The sequence below is a fragment of the Nocardiopsis sp. CC223A genome (assembly GCF_030766825.1).
Classification (GTDB): Bacteria; Actinomycetota; Actinomycetes; order Streptosporangiales; family Streptosporangiaceae; genus Nocardiopsis.
The window spans coordinates 1-15042 of sequence record NZ_JASFDV010000026.1 but is presented as its reverse complement, the minus strand read 5'-3'; the positions used below and the strand labels follow the sequence as shown (position 1 = coordinate 15042).

Sequence of the window (15042 nt, the reverse complement as noted above, 5' to 3'; positions counted from 1 at the left end):
ACGCCGTCCGGCGCGACACCCCACCCCGTAGGAGGCAGCAGTTGAACACCGTGCAGGGTGCACGCCGGATCGTGGTCGTCGGCAACGGAATGGTCGGCGCCCGGTTCGCCGAGGAGGTGGCCCGCCTGGACCCGGCGGGCGAGCGCGTCCACGTGACCGTGGTGGGGGCCGAGCACCACCCCGCCTACAACCGGGTCCTGCTGTCGGGCCTGGTGGCGGGCGACTACACCGCCGACCAGATCCGGCTGCCCGTCCCCGACACCCCGGGCGTCACCGTGCGCACCGGCCTGTCCGCGGTCTCCCTGGACGCCGCGGCGCACACCGTCACCCTGGACGACGGCACCCGCCTGGACTACGACGAACTCGTGCTGGCCACCGGCGCCCGCGCCGCCTTCCCGCCCGTCACCGGGGTCTCGGCCGCCGACGGGGCCCCGGGCGAGGGGGTGTGCGCCCTGCGCGACCTGGACGACTGCCACCGCCTGCTGGCGCTGGTGCGCCCCGGCGCCCCCGTGGTGGTGCTGGGCGGCGGCGTCCTGGGACTGGAGGCCGCCCGCGGACTCCAGAGCCGCGGCGCCCGGGTGTCGGTGGTGGAGTCCTCCCCGTGGATCATGCGCCGCCAGATCGACCGCGCGGCCGCCGACATCCTGCGCGGCCGCTACGACGCCCTGGGCGTGAAGGTCCACTCCTGGCGGGTCGCCTCGCGCTGGATCCCCGGCACCGGCCTGGAGCTGGACGACGGCCGGGTGCTGCCGGGCGACGCCCTGGTGGTGACCGCCGGGGTGCGCGGCAACATCGAACTGGCCAAGGACGCCGGGATCGAGGTGGAGCACGGGATCCTGGTGGACGACACCCTGGCCACCTCCGACGCCCGCGTGCACGCCATCGGCGACTGCGCCCAGCACCCCGGCGGCGGCGCCGGCCTGGTACAGCCCGGCTGGGAGCAGGCCGCGGTGCTGGCCCGGCGGCTGACCGGGACCGAACCGCAGGCCTGCTACACCGGTTCGCGGCCGGTGACCCGGCTCAAGGCCGAGGGGATCGAGCTGACCGCGTTCGGCGAGGTGCACACCGACGAGAAGGACGGCGAGGATCTGGAGATGCTCACCGTCAGCGACCCGCACGGGGGCCGTTACGCCAAGCTCGTGGTGCGCGACGAGAAGCTGGTGGGGTCGGTGCTGCTGGGGTTCCCGGAGGCCGCCGCGGTGCTGTCGCAGCTGCACGACTCCGGCGCCCCGGTGCCCGCGGACCGGCTGGCCCTGCTCCAGGGCACCGTGCCCGCCCCGGCCGCCGAGGAGGCGGGGGCGCGGTCGGCCCCGGTGGTGTGCCGGTGCAACGCGGTCACCCGCGACGACCTGGAGCAGGCCTGGCTGGACGGGGCGCGCACCCGGGAGTCGATCGCCGCCGCCACCCGGGCGACCACGGGCTGCGGCGGCTGCGTGCGCGACGTCAACGCCCTGCTGTCGGGGTGGGACACCAAGTCCCCGGTGAGCTGAGGGACCGCCTTCGTCCCGGGCCCCCTCCCCGCGGCCGGGAAGGGACCCGGGGCCCGGGACACGGGCTGTCACCGGGCCGTGCCAGCATGCAGGGCATGACCTTCGCCCTCCCCGCGTCCCACGACCAGGTGTCCCTGCTGGTCGACTGGACGAGCAAGAACCGGCCCGCCGACCTGCCCGCCGCCCAGGAGGCCCAGCGGGAGATGCACGCGCGTCTGCCCGACGCCGTCCGCAAGGCCGACCGGTTCCTCCGCTACATGGACCGGGCAGCCGAGGGCATGACGCCGGAGCTGCTCCCCTGGTTCTGGGACGGCGTCACCCAGGCGCTGCTGCTGTTCGGCGGGGACAAGTGCCGGTGGGCGGCGCCCCGCGCCCACGCTCGGGCCCGCCAGGCCGAGGCCGACCACGCACTGCCCGTGGACCACGGCCACCACGCCTCCCACACCCTCTTCGTGGCCCGCAGCGGAGTCCTGCCCGGCAAGGAGGTACGGGCCTTCCAGAAGTGGATCACCGATACCCTGCCCCCGGAGCGCGCTCACCCCGCCCTGACCGCGCTGATCACCGCCCGCGCCGCGGGCGGCAGCGCCCCGGCGGCGGGCACCCACACTCTGCTGGCCAAGAGCGCGAAGGCCGCCGGGGTGGGGGAGCAGGAGCAGTCCCGCGCGCTGGCCGGGGTGCTCGCCGCCTCCCGCGGGACCGCGATCCCCGCCGCCCTGTTCAAGGGGGCGGCCAAGGTGTTCGCCGAGACCCCGCCGCCCGCCGGGCACCTGGCCGCGTTCTGGGAGCTGTTCCCGCCGGGCCGGTACGCCAAGAACGACGGCGGCATGTGGCTGGACATGCTCGACGCCTCCGGGGCGGTCGACGCTCTGGTCCGCGGCGAGGTGACCCCCGAGGCGGGAGTGGCGGGCTGGCTCCAGCACTTCGTCCGCCTGCACCTGTTCGTGGCCTCCGGCGACGGAGTCATCGTGCAGCGCATGCCGCAGGAGCTGTACGCGCTCCTGCCGCGCCTGGCCCCGCGGTTGCGGGCGGAGGACCGGCCCCTGAACACCTGGACCTCCGGCTCGGGCCACAGCAATCTCGACGGCATGCTGCTCGCGGCCTGCCTGGCCCACGGCATCCCGGTTTCGATGCCGCCGCGCACGATGGAATTCTCCTATATCAAGGACGCTCCGCACCTGGGCAGCCTGCTCGCGCACCCCGTGCTGGGGCCGCGCGCGGAGCTCCAGATCTCCCGCGGGCACCGTCACTACACCGATGCGCCGCCCGGTGTGCGCAGCGCGATCGGGTTCTACCCCGGGGTGCCCGAGGCGGTCCCGGTGGTGCGTGCCCGGGCCGAGGAGTACGTCTCCCGGATCGGGCGGGCGGGCCTGCCCGAGGCCCGCTTCGCGCTAGGGGGTCTGGACGACCTGCTCGACGACGCCGCGGTCGCGGCGCTGGAGGGGATCGAGGACGAGCTGGCCGAGGTCGATCCGCTCCGCCCCCTGCTGCGCGCCCTGCACGGTGGTCTGCCCGAGGAACTGGGCTGGCCCGCCTTCGACGAGGCCGTCGCCGAACTCGGCGGACCGGGCGGAGTGCTGCGGCTGTGCCCCTCCTGGCCGGTCCTTACCCTGGTGGGCGCCGACCGCGCGATCGCCGTGGACCACACCGGCCGTCGGGACTCGATCGGGTTCCCGGCGGGCAGGGGCGAGATCCCGATGGCGCGCTACCTGGACGGCCGCTTCCTCGTCGCGGTGTCCGGTCGCGCGTACTGGTCCGACCGGCCCGACGACACGTTCGTCCTCACCCCGACCACGGACCCGGACATCAGGAACTGGTCCGAGCAGCAGTCCCTCCTCGACGAGGGTGAGCGGTCGGGGTACCGGTTCGCGCCGAGTCCGTCACAGCACAGCGTCATGCGCCAGATGAGCGACGGCACGGCCGTCTGGGTCCACCACGATCACCACGATCGGTACACCTGGCATGTGCTGACCGGTACGGGGGTCGAGAAGGGGGCGTCCCTGCCCGACTTCTTCGCGGAAGGTCCCGGCGAGGGGATGCGCTGGGATTCGAAGAGCCTGTCCCTGGTCCGCCTGCCCGAGGGGGTGGACTCGCCGCTGGGCGACAAGGACGGGCTCAGCGGGTTGCGGGTCGCGGTCGAGGACCACCACAACGGAACGGGGGAGCGGTTCATCGAAGGGGCCGATGGCCGCCGGGCCCGCCACCTGGCGCGGGGCGCCACCGGTGTGCCCATGGGGATCCTGCGTTTCCCCGGCACCGGGGTCGATCTCGTCGTCACCTGGGGTTCCCACCGCAGCGACCGGAGAGAGGCCTTCGCCGTCGCGGTCGAGGACGACACCCTCCAGTGGGAGGTGCGTACGTCGCCCGTGTCAGGGCGTGAGCACCTGCCGTACTACCCGCCCGTCGGCTTCTGGCACTTCCTGCGGCCCCGCGACCCCGGCTCCTCCGCCGCGCTGCGCGGTGCAGAGCCGGACATCGCCCGGGCACTGGTCGACGCCCACCGCGCCGAGGGGTCCACGGGCGTGCTGAAGGCCCTGGACGGGCACCTGCCCGGGGTGGTGCACGAGGCGGTCCGCGCGGGTGTGGTCCGCGCGGTGGCCGCCGCCGCAGAGCTGTCGACCCGCCGCGAGGCGCTGGTGGAGCGCATCCGCGCCGACCGCGCCGCGTTCACCGGTGGGGGCCCCGGCGCCTGACGGCCCGGCGGAGCGGCCCGGGTCAGCCGGTGGTCACGGCCATGGCCGTGCACAGCAGGGCCGCGGCGGAGGCCGCGGTGCGCAGGTGGTTCCAGCGCACCCACACCGCCTCGAACCCGCCGCGCACCGCGGCCGGGTCGGCCAGCCGTTCCGGCGACCCGGCCCGGTCCAGGGCGTTGTTGCGCGGCACGTTCACCGCGAACGTCACCACCAGCACCAGGGCCAGCAGGGCCAGGGCCGCCCCCGCCCACCAGGCCGAGGACGTGTGTCCCGCGGCCCAGTGCAGCAGCGTCTGCCCCAGCGCCACCACCGGCGCCCCGATGAACACCACCGCGAAGAACGGGTTGAGGATGGCGACGTTGATGCCCTGCATCGCCTCGATCATGGCCCGGTCGCCCACCCGGCCCAGCCCCGGCATCACCGAGATCGAGAAAGCGAAGAACAGGCCCGCGAACAATCCCGTCAACACCACGGACAACACCGGCACCACCGCGTACACCATGTCCGCCATCAACCGGCCACCCCATGCCCTTTTTCCGTGAAGCCCGCAGCACCTGGGCGGATTGTACGCCCACCGTGACCGTCACGACCATGTCCTCAAGGCCTGTAAGAATCGGCGAAATGCGTCACACTCCCACCCGAACGTGAATCCTTTCTCCATGGTTACACGAATATGACCACGGAATGTCACCGATATCCCCCCTTTTCCGGAAGAGCGTCTCGCTATACCGTCGGGTAATGTGCTCCTCCCCGCTCGTGGGGCGCGAGCGGGAACGACGGCTACTGCGCACGGCGGCCACCCCCGGGACCGTCACCCTCCTGTCGGGTGCCGCCGGAACCGGTAAGACCCGCCTGGTCCGGGAACTGCACGACCTGCCCGGAACCACGGTCCTGACCGGCCACTGCCCGCCGGGCGCCGAACCGTTCCCCTTCGCGCCGCTCATCGAAGCCCTGCGCCGGGCCCCCATCCCCGGCGGACTCAACCCCCTGTGCGGCGCCCTGCGCACCCTGCTCCCCGAACACGCCGACCGCCTCCCCCCGGCCCCGGAACCGGCCGCCGACCCCGCGTCGGGCAACCACCGCCTCTACCGCGCCCTCACCGAACTCCTCGACGCCCTGGACTCCGTCGTCCTGGTCCTGGAGGACGTCCACTGGGCCGACCCGGCCACCCGAGACCTGCTCGCCTATCTCACCCCCCGGCTGCCCGCCCACCTGGCCCTGGTCCTCACCTACCGGCCCGAGGACCTGCCCCGCTCCTTCCCGGTGGCCGCCCTGGCCGCCCGCACACCCCCCGGCACCGGTCACCACGAGCTCACCCTGGGCCCCCTCACCCCCCACGACCTGCTCGCCCTGGCCGAGCACGCCCTCCCCGACGGCGCACCCACCCTGGAGGACGCCCGCCGCCTGCACACCTGGACCGGCGGGCTGCCCCTGGCCGCCGTGGAGACCCTGCACCACCTCACCGACCCCGGAGACACCCCCGTCCGGTTCCCGCCGATCCCCGACCGGCCGCCCGTCCCGCCCTCCCTGCGCGACTGGTTCCTGGACCGCCTGCACGCCCTGGACGGCGACGCCCGCCGCCTGGTCCGTGCCGCCTGCGTCCTGGACGGGCCCGCCACCGAACCCCTGCTCGCCCACGTCGCCGAACTCACCCCCGCCCGCGCCGACCGGGCCCTGTCCCGCGCCTGCCGCAGCGGTCTGCTCACCCCCACCGCCCCGGCCACCCTGGCCCCCGCCACCCCGCTGCTCGCCCACGTCTGCCACACCTCCCTGCCGCACGGCAAACGCCGCCGCCTGCACCGCGTCGCCCTGGCCGCCCTGGCCCTGCTGGCCGAACCGCCCCACGCCCGGCTGGCCCACCACGCCCGCGAGGCGGGGCTGCTGGACGAATGGACCGACCACGCCGAACGCGCCGCCGACCAGGCCCTGGAACAGGGCGAGGACAGCACCGCGGTGCTCCTGTTGCGCGACGCCCTGACCCGCCCCGACCTCACCTCGCGGCGCCGCCGCGACCTGGCCCTCAAACTCGGCCGGGCCGCCCTCACCGGCATCTCCGCCGAACACACCATCGCCCTGCTGCGCGACGTCCTGGCCACCCCCGGCCTGCCCGCCACCGAACGCGGCGAACTGCGCATGGAACTGGGCCTGCTGCTGCTCAACCAGGCCGCCCAGAACCGCAGCGCCCGCGGTGAACTGGTCCGCGCCGCCGCCGAACTCGCCGAACGCCCCGACCTGGCCGCCCGGGCCATGTGCGCGCTGGCCGTGCCCCGCAGCACCCCCGACTCCGTCGACACCCACCGCCGGTGGATGGAGCAGGCCCTGACCGCCGCCCACAGCAGCCACGACACCACCGTCGCGCACACCGTGGCCGTCAACCACGCCACCCTGCTCGCCCAGATCGGCGACCCCGCCGCCTGGAAGGTGGAACTGCCCGCCCCGGGCACCCACCACGACCCGCACACCCCCGACACCCTGGCCCGCCGCCGCGAGTTCGCCCGGGGTTCGCTCAACCTCGCCGACGCCGCCGTCATGCTCGGCCACTACGAACGCGCCGACGGCCACCTCGACGACGCGGCCGCCTGGTCGGGCGCCGACGACGCCCCCTACATCCACGAGAGCGTGCGCGCCCTGCGCCTGACCCTGGACTGGGCGCGCGGACGCTGGCAGGGCCTGGCCGAGGAGGCCGACCGCCACCGCGAATCACCGCGCCTGGCCCACCTGCACTCGATCACCGCCGAACTCGGCCTGCTGCGCGCCGCCCTGGCCCTGGCCCAGGGTGACCCGGGGCTGGCCCGCACCCTGCTGGTCCGCATCCGCCCCGAACCCCGCGACACCGCGGACGACGGCCCCCCGGAGACGGGACCGCAGGCACCTCCGCCCGACTACACCGTTCCGGTGCGGGCCTTCGCCGCCGGGCTGCTGGCCCGCATGGCCACCGCCCAGGGTGAGCCCGCCCGCGCCTGGGAGCACGTGGAGGACCTGGTCTCCCTCATCGCCGCCAAGGGCATCTGGGTGTGGGCCGCCGACCTGCTCCCCGGCATGGAGGCGCTGCTGGAGTGCGGTCGCGGCGCCGCCGCCGCCGACCTGTGCACCCGCCTGCGCGCGGGGCTGCGCGACACCGACGCCCCGGCCGCCGCCACCGCCCTGCTGCGTTTCGAGGCCGCCCTGGCCCGCCACCACGGCCACCACGACAGGGCGCTCCTGCTGTACGCCGAGGCCCAGGACGCCTACCGCGCCATGCCCCGCCCCTACGACGCCGCCCAGGTGCGCGAGGCCTGCGCCCGTGTCCACTTCGACCGCCCGCACGGGGAGGGCACCGAATCGGGCGTCACCGCCCTGCGCACCGCCCTGAAGGAGTACTCGGGGCTGGGCGCGATCTGGGACGCCGCCCGGGTCCGCCGCCTGCTGCGCTCCCACGGCGTCACCACCGCCGCCGCCCCGGGGCGGCCCCACCACGACCGCAGGCTCTCCCCGCGCGAGGGCGAGATCGCCGACCTGGCCGCACGCGGCCACACCAACCGGGAGATCGCCGCACTGCTGCACCTGTCGCCGCGTACCGTGGAAACGCACGTGGCCAACGCCCTGTCCAAACTCGGGCTGCGCTCGCGCCGTGACCTGACCCCGCCCCCGACCTGACCCCCCGACAGAGCAGCCCGCACCGCCCCCGGGCCCGCACTCCCCGGAACCGGCACGGCGGTGCCGCGCCCCCGAGGAGACCGCACCCGATGACCGCACGAGTGCTCGCGACGACCTGCGCCGCCACGGCGTTGAGCCTGCTGCTGACCTCCTGCGGGATCATCCCCGGCCTGGGCGGCGAGGACGCCCCCGCCGACGGCCCGCACCCCTTCCCGGTCCGCCCGGGAGGTCGGGGCTGTGCGGCCATGGTCGCAGGGTGTGCTGTGGAGCGCGGCACGGGGCGCCGGCGTGCGGACCGGCCTCCGGGAAGGCCGTATCGACCTCGTCGGGGAGACCTCCCGCAGCCGCGCCAGGCAGCGTTGCCCGGGGCGGCGCGCACGGCCCGGCGGGCGGGGGAGGGGGAGGCGCGGCCGTTCGCCGTCTGCCGGGCCCGGGTACGGGCACCGAGCTGCTCGGCCGGCCGCGCGAGTTCGGCCGCCTCTGCGGGCGAGGTGTCGCCGAGTCCGCCACTCCTCGGCCGAGGTCGAGAAACCGGACCCGGTCCCGCGCAACGGGCCGTTGCGCAGGACCGGTTCTTCGTGTCCGGGCCGCATCCGGTCCCCGGAGCCGGAAACAGGCCGGGGACCGCACGCGGAGGGCACGGGTCAGGCCGGCCTGGCGAGGGTGATGATCTCCGTGCTGGTCGCGGTCAGCGGGGTGCGGTCCCAGTAGCCGTATCGCTCGTCCACGGTGAGCCCGGCCTGCGCCAGGAAGCGGTCCAGGGGCCCGGGGTCCGGGAACCGCAGGGTGCTGCGGCTGACCACGGGCTCGGCCCAGCCCTCCAGGGTGTAGTCGGAGGTGAAGGTCACCAGGTCGCCGCGCACCTCCCGCAGCCGGTGCACGGAGGTGGCCCGGCGCCCGCCGGGGCCCTGCACGGTGCGTACCCGCTCGGGGTTCCAGGACTCCCAGCCCCGGACGGCGGGGTTGCGGGTCTCGAAGGCGAACCGTCCCCCCGGCACCAGCGCCCGCCGCACCGCCGCCAGGACGGCGCGCAGCTCCTCGTCGGAGGTGAACACCTGGAAGGCGTGCCCGGACATCATCACCAGGTCGAACGCCCCGGCGAACGGGCCGTGGCCGGGGTCGTCGTAGGGGCCGGCGAGCAGGTCGCCGTGGATCCACTCGATGTCCTCGCGGTCGCGGCGGCCGACCTCCAGCATCGCCGCGGCCGGGTCCAGGCCCACCAGGCGTCCGGTATGTCCCCGCTCGCGGGCCACCCGTTGGATCTTGCCCGTCCCGCAGCCCACGTCCAGCACGGCGTGGGAGCGTAGGACCAGATCGAGGTAGAACTCGTCCTGGGGTGTGGAGCCCCAGGGGTTGAAGTAGTCGTAGAGATCGGCCAGGTCCGGTTCGGAGAAGTGTCGATCGACCATCCGGGCATGATCGGCCAGGACGGGCCCCGGGGCCAGTGGTTTTCCGCCGCCCCGACGTGCGGGCACCGACAACCGAGGGGGCCTCCGGGACTGATCGGTCCAGGTTTCGCCGGTAGCACTCTCCGTGGTGCATGTGACCGGGTGTGCGCCCCTGTGGGTGTCCATCCGACGAACGTTTCTCGACACCGACGAGCGTCGAGAACGTGGCTCTCACCCCGTCCGCCGGGCTGGCCAGGAGCGTCACCGCCGTTCGCGACCGGTGCCTGGTTCGTTAGCGGCACCCCGGGTCGGCCGACGGGCGGTCGGCCGCCTGGTCGACGCGCTTGACACGGAAGGCGTCCATGATCGCGTCGGCGATCAGATCAGGCATCTCACCGACCGGGCGGCGCACCCCGAATTGCGCCTCGATCTCATCCGCGATCACAGCGGTGAGTTCACGGGCGACTGCGCGCGCGTCCATCGCATGGTCCTCTTCCGTGCCGCGTGGCCGGGGGGTCTGAAAGGGGCCGGGGTCGATGGCGGCGTAAGCGCTGTTCATCACGGCCTGGTAGCCGTCAGTGCCGAGTCCGGAGATGAGCGGTGCGAGCACCTGCTGTACGTCGGACAGCACCTTCTGCTCGACCGGTCTCTCCGATTCGACCGAGGTCGGGTCGTACGCGAACTCCGCGAAGGCGATCGGTTCGTGGAGAACCGTCGCCTCGGCCTGCGACAAGCTCAGGGTCACGGACCCATCGGGGGCATCGGTCGCACGCATCGCATCGCTCCCATTCGGACGTGTGATCGTGTCGGAACCCGGCGGTGTCGCCGTTGGCCATCACGTACTCGGGCGCTCTCCGCGGCCGACACGGGCAGGGCGGGCAACGTCCCCGGACACAGTAGCCCCGGCCCCTCCCGCGGGCCACGTTCGGGAATCCGCGGGGAGGGGCCGGGGCCGGTCCGCATGCGGTGACGTCAGCGCGGGACGGCCGCGTGCGCGAGGCCCGGTCGCGCCGGGTTTCTCGCCGCGCGGTCGGGGCATTCGACCCGCCCCCGGGAATACCCGCGGGTTTTGCTCCCGCTCACGGCGAAGAGCCCCTTCCGTGCCTTTATCGGCGGGCATTTCGGCGGGGCAGTGGGAACACTTTTCCGGCGCATGCCTCTATGACGGCGTCCACCAGGAATTCGGGGTAGGCGGGGTGGACGTCCTCCCAGATTCCGGAATGGGACTCGAAGGTGTACATGCCGTCGGCGGTCACCCCGATGATGACGTTCCCCAGGTATGGGGGACCGATCAGGCAGGGCTCCGTCTCGGGACCGCACGTCCACGGGAACCGGTACCAGTCCTGCCGCATGTCGAGTCGCCGACGCTGAAAGTGGTCAACGGCGATGGCGAGCTTGGCGCGTAGGGTCCCGGTTTCCGTCCTCTGCGAGAGAGGGTTTTCTTGTGTGCTCATGATTCCAGGGTGCGCGGGAACCCCGGTGTTGTTGAGCAAGCGGGTTGTATCGCGCAGGACATGGTTTCTTCGGCAACCGCCTCGCTACCTTCGGGACCATGAAAGAACACAAGGAGCACATGCAGGAACAGACATTCGGTGATTATCTCCGTGAAGAGCGCGAATCGGCTGGTCTGACCCTGCGCAGCCTGTCGAAGGCTTCGGGGCTCGCTCCGTCAACGCTGTCCCGCTGGGAGAACAACCACGTCGATCCGGCTCGCGCGGACGTGGTGAAGGTCGACCAGGGGTTGCGAGCCAACGGTCGTGTGGTCTCGAACTGGGAGTTGTTGACCTCCGTCCGCTTTCCTCCGTGGATGCGCAATGTTTCACGGCTGGAGGAGGTCGCTCACCTGATCGAGTTGATCTCTCCGCTGCTGGTTCCGGGCCTGTTGCAATCCCCGCTGTATGCGCATGAGGTCTTCCGGGAAGGTCTCCACCAGGGGACGCCGGAGGAGATCGGCAAGCTGATCGCGTTGCGGACGTCGCGCCTCGAACGCCTGCGTTCCTCGAACAATCCATTGGTGACCGCCGTGTTCCCCGTGACGGCGTTGACCTGTGTACCTGATGCCGTGCGTTCCGAACAGGCGACCAGGCTTCTCGAATTGTCCGAGTCCGACCGGATATCGATCCACCTGGTCCCCGAGGGCACGGTGTTGATGGGCGTGGTCTCCCACCTGTTGATGTTCCACCTCCGGGACGGGGGCCGGGCGGCGGTGGCCGACCATGTCGACGGGGCTACGCTCTATGAGGACAGGAAGAGTTACGTCCGGCTCGAAGGCCTGGTGAAGTCCGCTCTCGGAAGTGCGCTTCCCGCCAAGCAGTCGCGAAAGACATTGGAAGAGCTACTGTGAGTGACTGGCACAAGTCGAGTTACAGCACTTCGGGTTCCAATTGCGTTGAAGTGCGCGAACACGGGACCGGGGCGGACGTCCGCGACACGCGGCACCGGGACGAGGCGACGTTGAGCTTCCCCGCCGCCGAATGGGCGGCGCTGCTGCGCGCCGAGCGCTGACACCCCCACTCGCGGACACGAACGGCCCCCGGAGCGAACGGCACCGGGGGTCTCGTCATGCCGGGGTCACTCCGGAGACCGGAAAAAACCGTGGGGGTTCGCGCGGTGGCGGCCTCCAGGACGCGGGCGACCGCAACGAGCCGTCGGGGCAGGGCCCGCCGTCAGCTTGCCCGAGGCCGGGACGAGGCGGTGGCGCGGTGGGCGGGAAGGAGGCCGTGTGCCGCTGGTTCAGGCGTGCAGGAGGATCCGGGCGGCCTCGGCGGCCAGCGGGGACGCGGCGGCGGCCAGGAGCAGCAGGGCGCACCCGCCGCCGCTGCTGCCACGGCGGTTCTCGCCCGTTCCGGCCGCGTAGTAGTCGCGCTCGGCCTCGTACTTGCGCCGCTGGATCTCGGCTCCCATCGCCCGTCCCAGGCAGTAGCCGCACTCTCCGTCGGTCTTGCCGCGTCCGCAGGTGCTACAGGTGCTCACGCATCCTCCAAAGGCGCGCTGGGGGGTGGGGGCACGACGATACCCGGGCAGGGCCGGAGCGCCTAGATCGTTGATGCCGAACAGGCTCCGGCGATGCAGTCCGACGGCCACAGGGGATCGCTTCGGACCGGGCTCACTCACCGATCAGGAGGGCTGAGCGACCCTCACCCCCCACGGTTCTTCCGGTCTTCACTCCTCGGCGTCGTCGAAACGGTCGCGGGCCCGTTCGATCTCGGGGGTGTGCTCACCGATCCAGTCGAGCAGCACGTCCACCGGTCCCCGCATCGACTTGCCCAGCGGAGTGATCCGGTACTCCACGGCCACCGGTCGGGTCGTGACCACCTCCCGCTCCACGATGCCGTTGCGCTCCAGCCGGCGCAGGGTGGCGGTGAGCGACTTCTGGGTCACCGCCGGGATCGCGCGGCGCAGCTCGTTGAACCGGGACGGGCGCTCGCACAGCACGGCGAGCACCTCCAGCGACCACTTGTCCAGGACCTGGTCCAGGAGTTCGCGGTGGGGTGCGGTGATCTCCAGGGCGTCGTGGGCCCGGGGGTCGGTATCCGGCATGACACCTGGTCTCGTTGAAGTTTCCTTTGGCTACCAGGTACCAAGGGTAAACCACTTCGGCACCCGTCACGAGGAGACCGCCATGACCGTCCGCCACTTCACCCCCGAGGGCATGATGCAGCCCGCCCCCTACCACCACGTCGCCGTCGGGACCGGCACCCGGCACGTGCACGTCAGCGGCCAGGTCGCCCGTGCCGCCGACGGCTCCCCGCTGGCTCCCGGCGACCTCGCCGGGCAGGTCGCCCACGTCCTGCGCAACACCGCCACCGGCCTGGCCGGTGCGGGGGCGACCTTCGCCGACGTCCTGCGCCTGACCTTCTACGTCACCGACTGGAAGCCGGAGAAGATCGGCGCCTTCATGGAGGGCGTCGAGAAGGCGGCGGCGGAGCTGGGCCTGCCGCAGCCGATGCCCCCGGCCTCGCTCATCGGCGTGGACCATCTCTTCGAGCCCGACGTGCTCGTCGAGCTGGAGGCCACCGCCCTGCTGGACTGACCGCCCGAACGCCTCCGCGGAAGCGGCACACCCGGTCGAGGGGCACCCCTCCTCGACCGGGTCGCCCGCTGGCCCCGGAGCCCGGGGTGCGGACCGGTTCAACGCAGGCGGTCGTAGACCAGGGAGAGCGCTCCGTGCTCACCGGCGGACTGGGAGGCCAGCCCCCACTTACCCGCGGGCAGGCCGTCCTCGAACAGCCGCGGTCCACCGCCGACGAACTCGGGGAAGACCATCAGCGCCATCCGGTCGACCCGGTCGGCGGCGAGCAGCGCCTTGATGACGCTCGCGCTCGACAGCACGAGGATGTCCCCGCCCTCCTCCGCCCTGAGCTTGTCGACCACCTCGGCCGCGGGCGCGTCCTCGATCCGCGTGCGCTCCCAGGGGACCTCGGACAGGGTGCCGGAGAGCACCACCTTCTCGGTGTTCGCGAGCCAGTCCGCGAACCCCCGGTCGCGGGGGTCGGCCGCCTCGTCGTGGGCCACCGGCGGCCAGTAGCCCATGAACCCCTCGGCGTTGACCCGCCCCAGCAGCGCCGTGGTGGCGGTCCGCCACAGGTCCGTCAGGTGGTCGCGGCCGACGTCGGTCACCGCGTAGGGCATCACCCACCCCATGTCCTGTGGCCCGCCGGGCCCGCAGTACCGTCCGTCGAGGGTGAGGCTGATGTTGGTGACGACCCTGCGGCCGGTGTTCTCGGTCATGTCCTGCTCCCTGATGTGTCGGAAGGTGTGTCGGTTCATCGGGTGCCGTCGGCGACGGCGGCCGCGAGCCGGTCCAGGGCCTGGTCCCAGCCCAGGCCGATGCCCGCGACGAAGTCGGCGGAGGCCACGGTGCTGTCGGTGATCCGCAGCCCTACGCGCAGCCGGGTCCCGCCCTCGGTGTCGTCGAGCCCGAACCCGTGGTGGCCGGTGAACGCGGTGCCGCCCCCGGGCAGCAGCGGGGAGAGCCGGAAGGCGATCCGCTCGCCCGGGACGACCTCGTCCACCACCCCCTCGGCGCGGCCCACGACGCCGTCCGCGCCGGAGGGGTCGGCGGCGTCGCGGTAGGCCAGCACCGCCCGCCCGCCGGGCCGCGCCTCCAATGCGACCTCGGTGACGACCAGGTCGTCCGGCGTCCACCAGCGGGCGAGCAGGTGCGGCTCGGTGAGGTGGCGCCACACGGTCTCCCGCGGCGCGTTCAGCACGCGCGTGAAGGAGAAGTCCCGCTCGTCGGCCCACCGGTCCCGGTCGGCGGCGCGCGTCTCGGCGGCCAGCGAGGCGGCGTAGGCGTCGAAGGACCCGCGGTGCTCCCGGGCCTGCCCGGCCAGTCCGTCGAGCAGCTCGGCCAGTTCGCGCAGTGGTCCGGGTTCCAGCGCGTAGATGCGCCGGTTGCCGGTCCGGCGGGAGGCCACCAGGCCCGCCCGCTCCAGCCGTTGCAGGTGCTTGGTCGCCTGCGGCTGGCGCAGCCCCGCCCGCTCGGCGACCACGCCCACCGACAGCGGGCGCTCCGCGAGGATGCGGGCGATGCGCAGCCGGGCGGGCTCGCCCAGCGCCTCCAGTCGTTCGTGCATGACCCAATTATTCTCCATGGAGAATATTCTTGTCAAGGAATGTTCTGGTGCGGATTCCGGCCCCCGTCAGGCCGGGCCCGATAATGACCCGGTGACCACCCCCGAAATCTCGGCCCGCGAGGCCGAAGTGCTCGACCTGCTCGGCGAACACCTCAGCAACGCGGAGATCGCCGCCCGGCTGTTCATCTCCGTGCGCACCGTCGAGTCGCACGTCTCCTCCCTGCTGCGCAAACTCGGGCTGCCCGACCGCCGGGCGCTC

General features: G+C 73.1%; 15 protein-coding genes. 7 read left to right on the top strand and 8 right to left on the bottom strand.

The window, feature by feature from the left end; translation table 11 throughout:
• Positions 1–41 precede the first annotated feature (41 nt).
• Both QJS33_RS12960 and QJS33_RS12955 read left to right on the top strand, forming a co-directional pair.
• Positions 42–1490, top strand: coding sequence for an FAD-dependent oxidoreductase (locus QJS33_RS12960; protein WP_306368194.1), 1449 nt, complete (start codon positions 42–44; stop codon positions 1488–1490).
• Between the two features lie 95 nt (positions 1491–1585).
• On the top strand, positions 1586–4180 hold the full coding sequence (locus QJS33_RS12955; RefSeq protein ID WP_306368193.1) for a hypothetical protein: 2595 nt from the start codon (positions 1586–1588) through the stop codon (positions 4178–4180).
• Positions 4181–4202: 22 nt separating this feature from the next.
• On the opposite strand, the gene QJS33_RS12950 is transcribed toward QJS33_RS12955, so the two are convergent.
• Complete coding sequence (locus tag QJS33_RS12950; protein WP_306368192.1) at positions 4203–4691, bottom strand: DUF1772 domain-containing protein; 489 nt, start codon at positions 4689–4691, stop codon at positions 4203–4205.
• Between the two features lie 227 nt (positions 4692–4918).
• Here QJS33_RS12950 and QJS33_RS12945 point away from each other — a divergent pair, with 227 nt between their 5' ends.
• The gene (locus tag QJS33_RS12945; protein ID WP_306368191.1) at positions 4919–7816 is read left to right on the top strand and encodes a LuxR family transcriptional regulator; all 2898 of its coding nucleotides are present in this window, start codon (positions 4919–4921) and stop codon (positions 7814–7816) included.
• 644 nt (positions 7817–8460) lie between these two features.
• On the opposite strand, the gene QJS33_RS12940 is transcribed toward QJS33_RS12945, so the two are convergent.
• The 3 genes from QJS33_RS12940 to QJS33_RS12930 form a co-directional block, all read right to left on the bottom strand.
• On the bottom strand, positions 8461–9225 hold the full coding sequence (locus tag QJS33_RS12940; RefSeq protein WP_306368190.1) for a class I SAM-dependent methyltransferase: 765 nt from the start codon (positions 9223–9225) through the stop codon (positions 8461–8463).
• A 271-nt stretch (positions 9226–9496) separates the two neighbouring features.
• Positions 9497–9949: a hypothetical protein gene (locus tag QJS33_RS12935; RefSeq protein ID WP_306368189.1), complete on the bottom strand. Its 453-nt coding sequence runs from the start codon at positions 9947–9949 to the stop codon at positions 9497–9499.
• 361 nt (positions 9950–10310) lie between these two features.
• Positions 10311–10658, bottom strand: coding sequence for a hypothetical protein (locus QJS33_RS12930; protein ID WP_306368188.1), 348 nt, complete (start codon positions 10656–10658; stop codon positions 10311–10313).
• Between the two features lie 98 nt (positions 10659–10756).
• Here QJS33_RS12930 and QJS33_RS12925 point away from each other — a divergent pair, with 98 nt between their 5' ends.
• Complete coding sequence (locus tag QJS33_RS12925) at positions 10757–11548, top strand: helix-turn-helix transcriptional regulator (protein WP_306368187.1); 792 nt, start codon at positions 10757–10759, stop codon at positions 11546–11548.
• Complete coding sequence (locus QJS33_RS12920) at positions 11545–11709, top strand: DUF397 domain-containing protein (RefSeq protein ID WP_306368186.1); 165 nt, start codon at positions 11545–11547, stop codon at positions 11707–11709. Before QJS33_RS12925 ends, QJS33_RS12920 begins: the two co-directional genes overlap by 4 nt.
• 228 nt (positions 11710–11937) lie before the next feature.
• Here the strand turns inward: QJS33_RS12920 and QJS33_RS12915 are convergent, their stop codons facing one another.
• Together QJS33_RS12915 and QJS33_RS12910 are read right to left on the bottom strand one after the other, a co-directional pair.
• The gene (locus tag QJS33_RS12915) at positions 11938–12177 is read right to left on the bottom strand and encodes a hypothetical protein (protein WP_306368185.1); all 240 of its coding nucleotides are present in this window, start codon (positions 12175–12177) and stop codon (positions 11938–11940) included.
• 189 nt (positions 12178–12366) lie between these two features.
• On the bottom strand, positions 12367–12744 hold the full coding sequence (locus QJS33_RS12910) for a helix-turn-helix domain-containing protein (RefSeq protein ID WP_306368184.1): 378 nt from the start codon (positions 12742–12744) through the stop codon (positions 12367–12369).
• 82 nt (positions 12745–12826) lie between these two features.
• Between QJS33_RS12910 and QJS33_RS12905 the strand changes: the two genes are divergently transcribed.
• A complete protein-coding gene (locus QJS33_RS12905; RefSeq protein ID WP_306368183.1) occupies positions 12827–13237 on the top strand; it encodes a RidA family protein in 411 nt (136 codons plus the stop codon).
• 98 nt (positions 13238–13335) lie between these two features.
• Here QJS33_RS12905 and QJS33_RS12900 read toward each other — a convergent pair whose 3' ends face one another.
• Both QJS33_RS12900 and QJS33_RS12895 read right to left on the bottom strand, forming a co-directional pair.
• Positions 13336–13935 carry a dihydrofolate reductase family protein gene (locus QJS33_RS12900; RefSeq protein WP_306368182.1) on the bottom strand — a complete coding sequence of 200 codons (600 nt, stop codon included), beginning with the start codon at positions 13933–13935 and terminating at the stop codon, positions 13336–13338.
• 35 nt (positions 13936–13970) lie between these two features.
• The gene (locus tag QJS33_RS12895) at positions 13971–14783 is read right to left on the bottom strand and encodes a metalloregulator ArsR/SmtB family transcription factor (protein WP_306368181.1); all 813 of its coding nucleotides are present in this window, start codon (positions 14781–14783) and stop codon (positions 13971–13973) included.
• On the opposite strand from QJS33_RS12895, the gene QJS33_RS12890 reads away from it, so the two are divergent.
• A partial coding sequence (locus tag QJS33_RS12890) for a response regulator transcription factor (RefSeq protein ID WP_306368180.1) occupies positions 14728–15042 on the top strand: 315 nt, incomplete at its 3' end. The two genes, QJS33_RS12895 and QJS33_RS12890, sit on opposite strands and share 56 nt — an antisense overlap.

Coding starts and splice junctions, on each gene's coding strand:
- QJS33_RS12940 (WP_306368190.1), bottom strand. CDS start 9,225: ATGGTCGATCGACACTTCTCCGAACCGGACCTGGCCGATCTCTACGAC.
- QJS33_RS12930 (WP_306368188.1), bottom strand. CDS start 10,658: ATGAGCACACAAGAAAACCCTCTCTCGCAGAGGACGGAAACCGGGACC.
- QJS33_RS12925 (WP_306368187.1), top strand. CDS start 10,757: ATGAAAGAACACAAGGAGCACATGCAGGAACAGACATTCGGTGATTAT.
- QJS33_RS12910 (WP_306368184.1), bottom strand. CDS start 12,744: ATGCCGGATACCGACCCCCGGGCCCACGACGCCCTGGAGATCACCGCA.
- QJS33_RS12945 (WP_306368191.1), top strand. CDS start 4,919: ATGTGCTCCTCCCCGCTCGTGGGGCGCGAGCGGGAACGACGGCTACTG.
- QJS33_RS12955 (WP_306368193.1), top strand. CDS start 1,586: ATGACCTTCGCCCTCCCCGCGTCCCACGACCAGGTGTCCCTGCTGGTC.
- QJS33_RS12950 (WP_306368192.1), bottom strand. CDS start 4,691: ATGGCGGACATGGTGTACGCGGTGGTGCCGGTGTTGTCCGTGGTGTTG.
- QJS33_RS12905 (WP_306368183.1), top strand. CDS start 12,827: ATGACCGTCCGCCACTTCACCCCCGAGGGCATGATGCAGCCCGCCCCC.
- QJS33_RS12900 (WP_306368182.1), bottom strand. CDS start 13,935: ATGACCGAGAACACCGGCCGCAGGGTCGTCACCAACATCAGCCTCACC.
- QJS33_RS12895 (WP_306368181.1), bottom strand. CDS start 14,783: ATGCACGAACGACTGGAGGCGCTGGGCGAGCCCGCCCGGCTGCGCATC.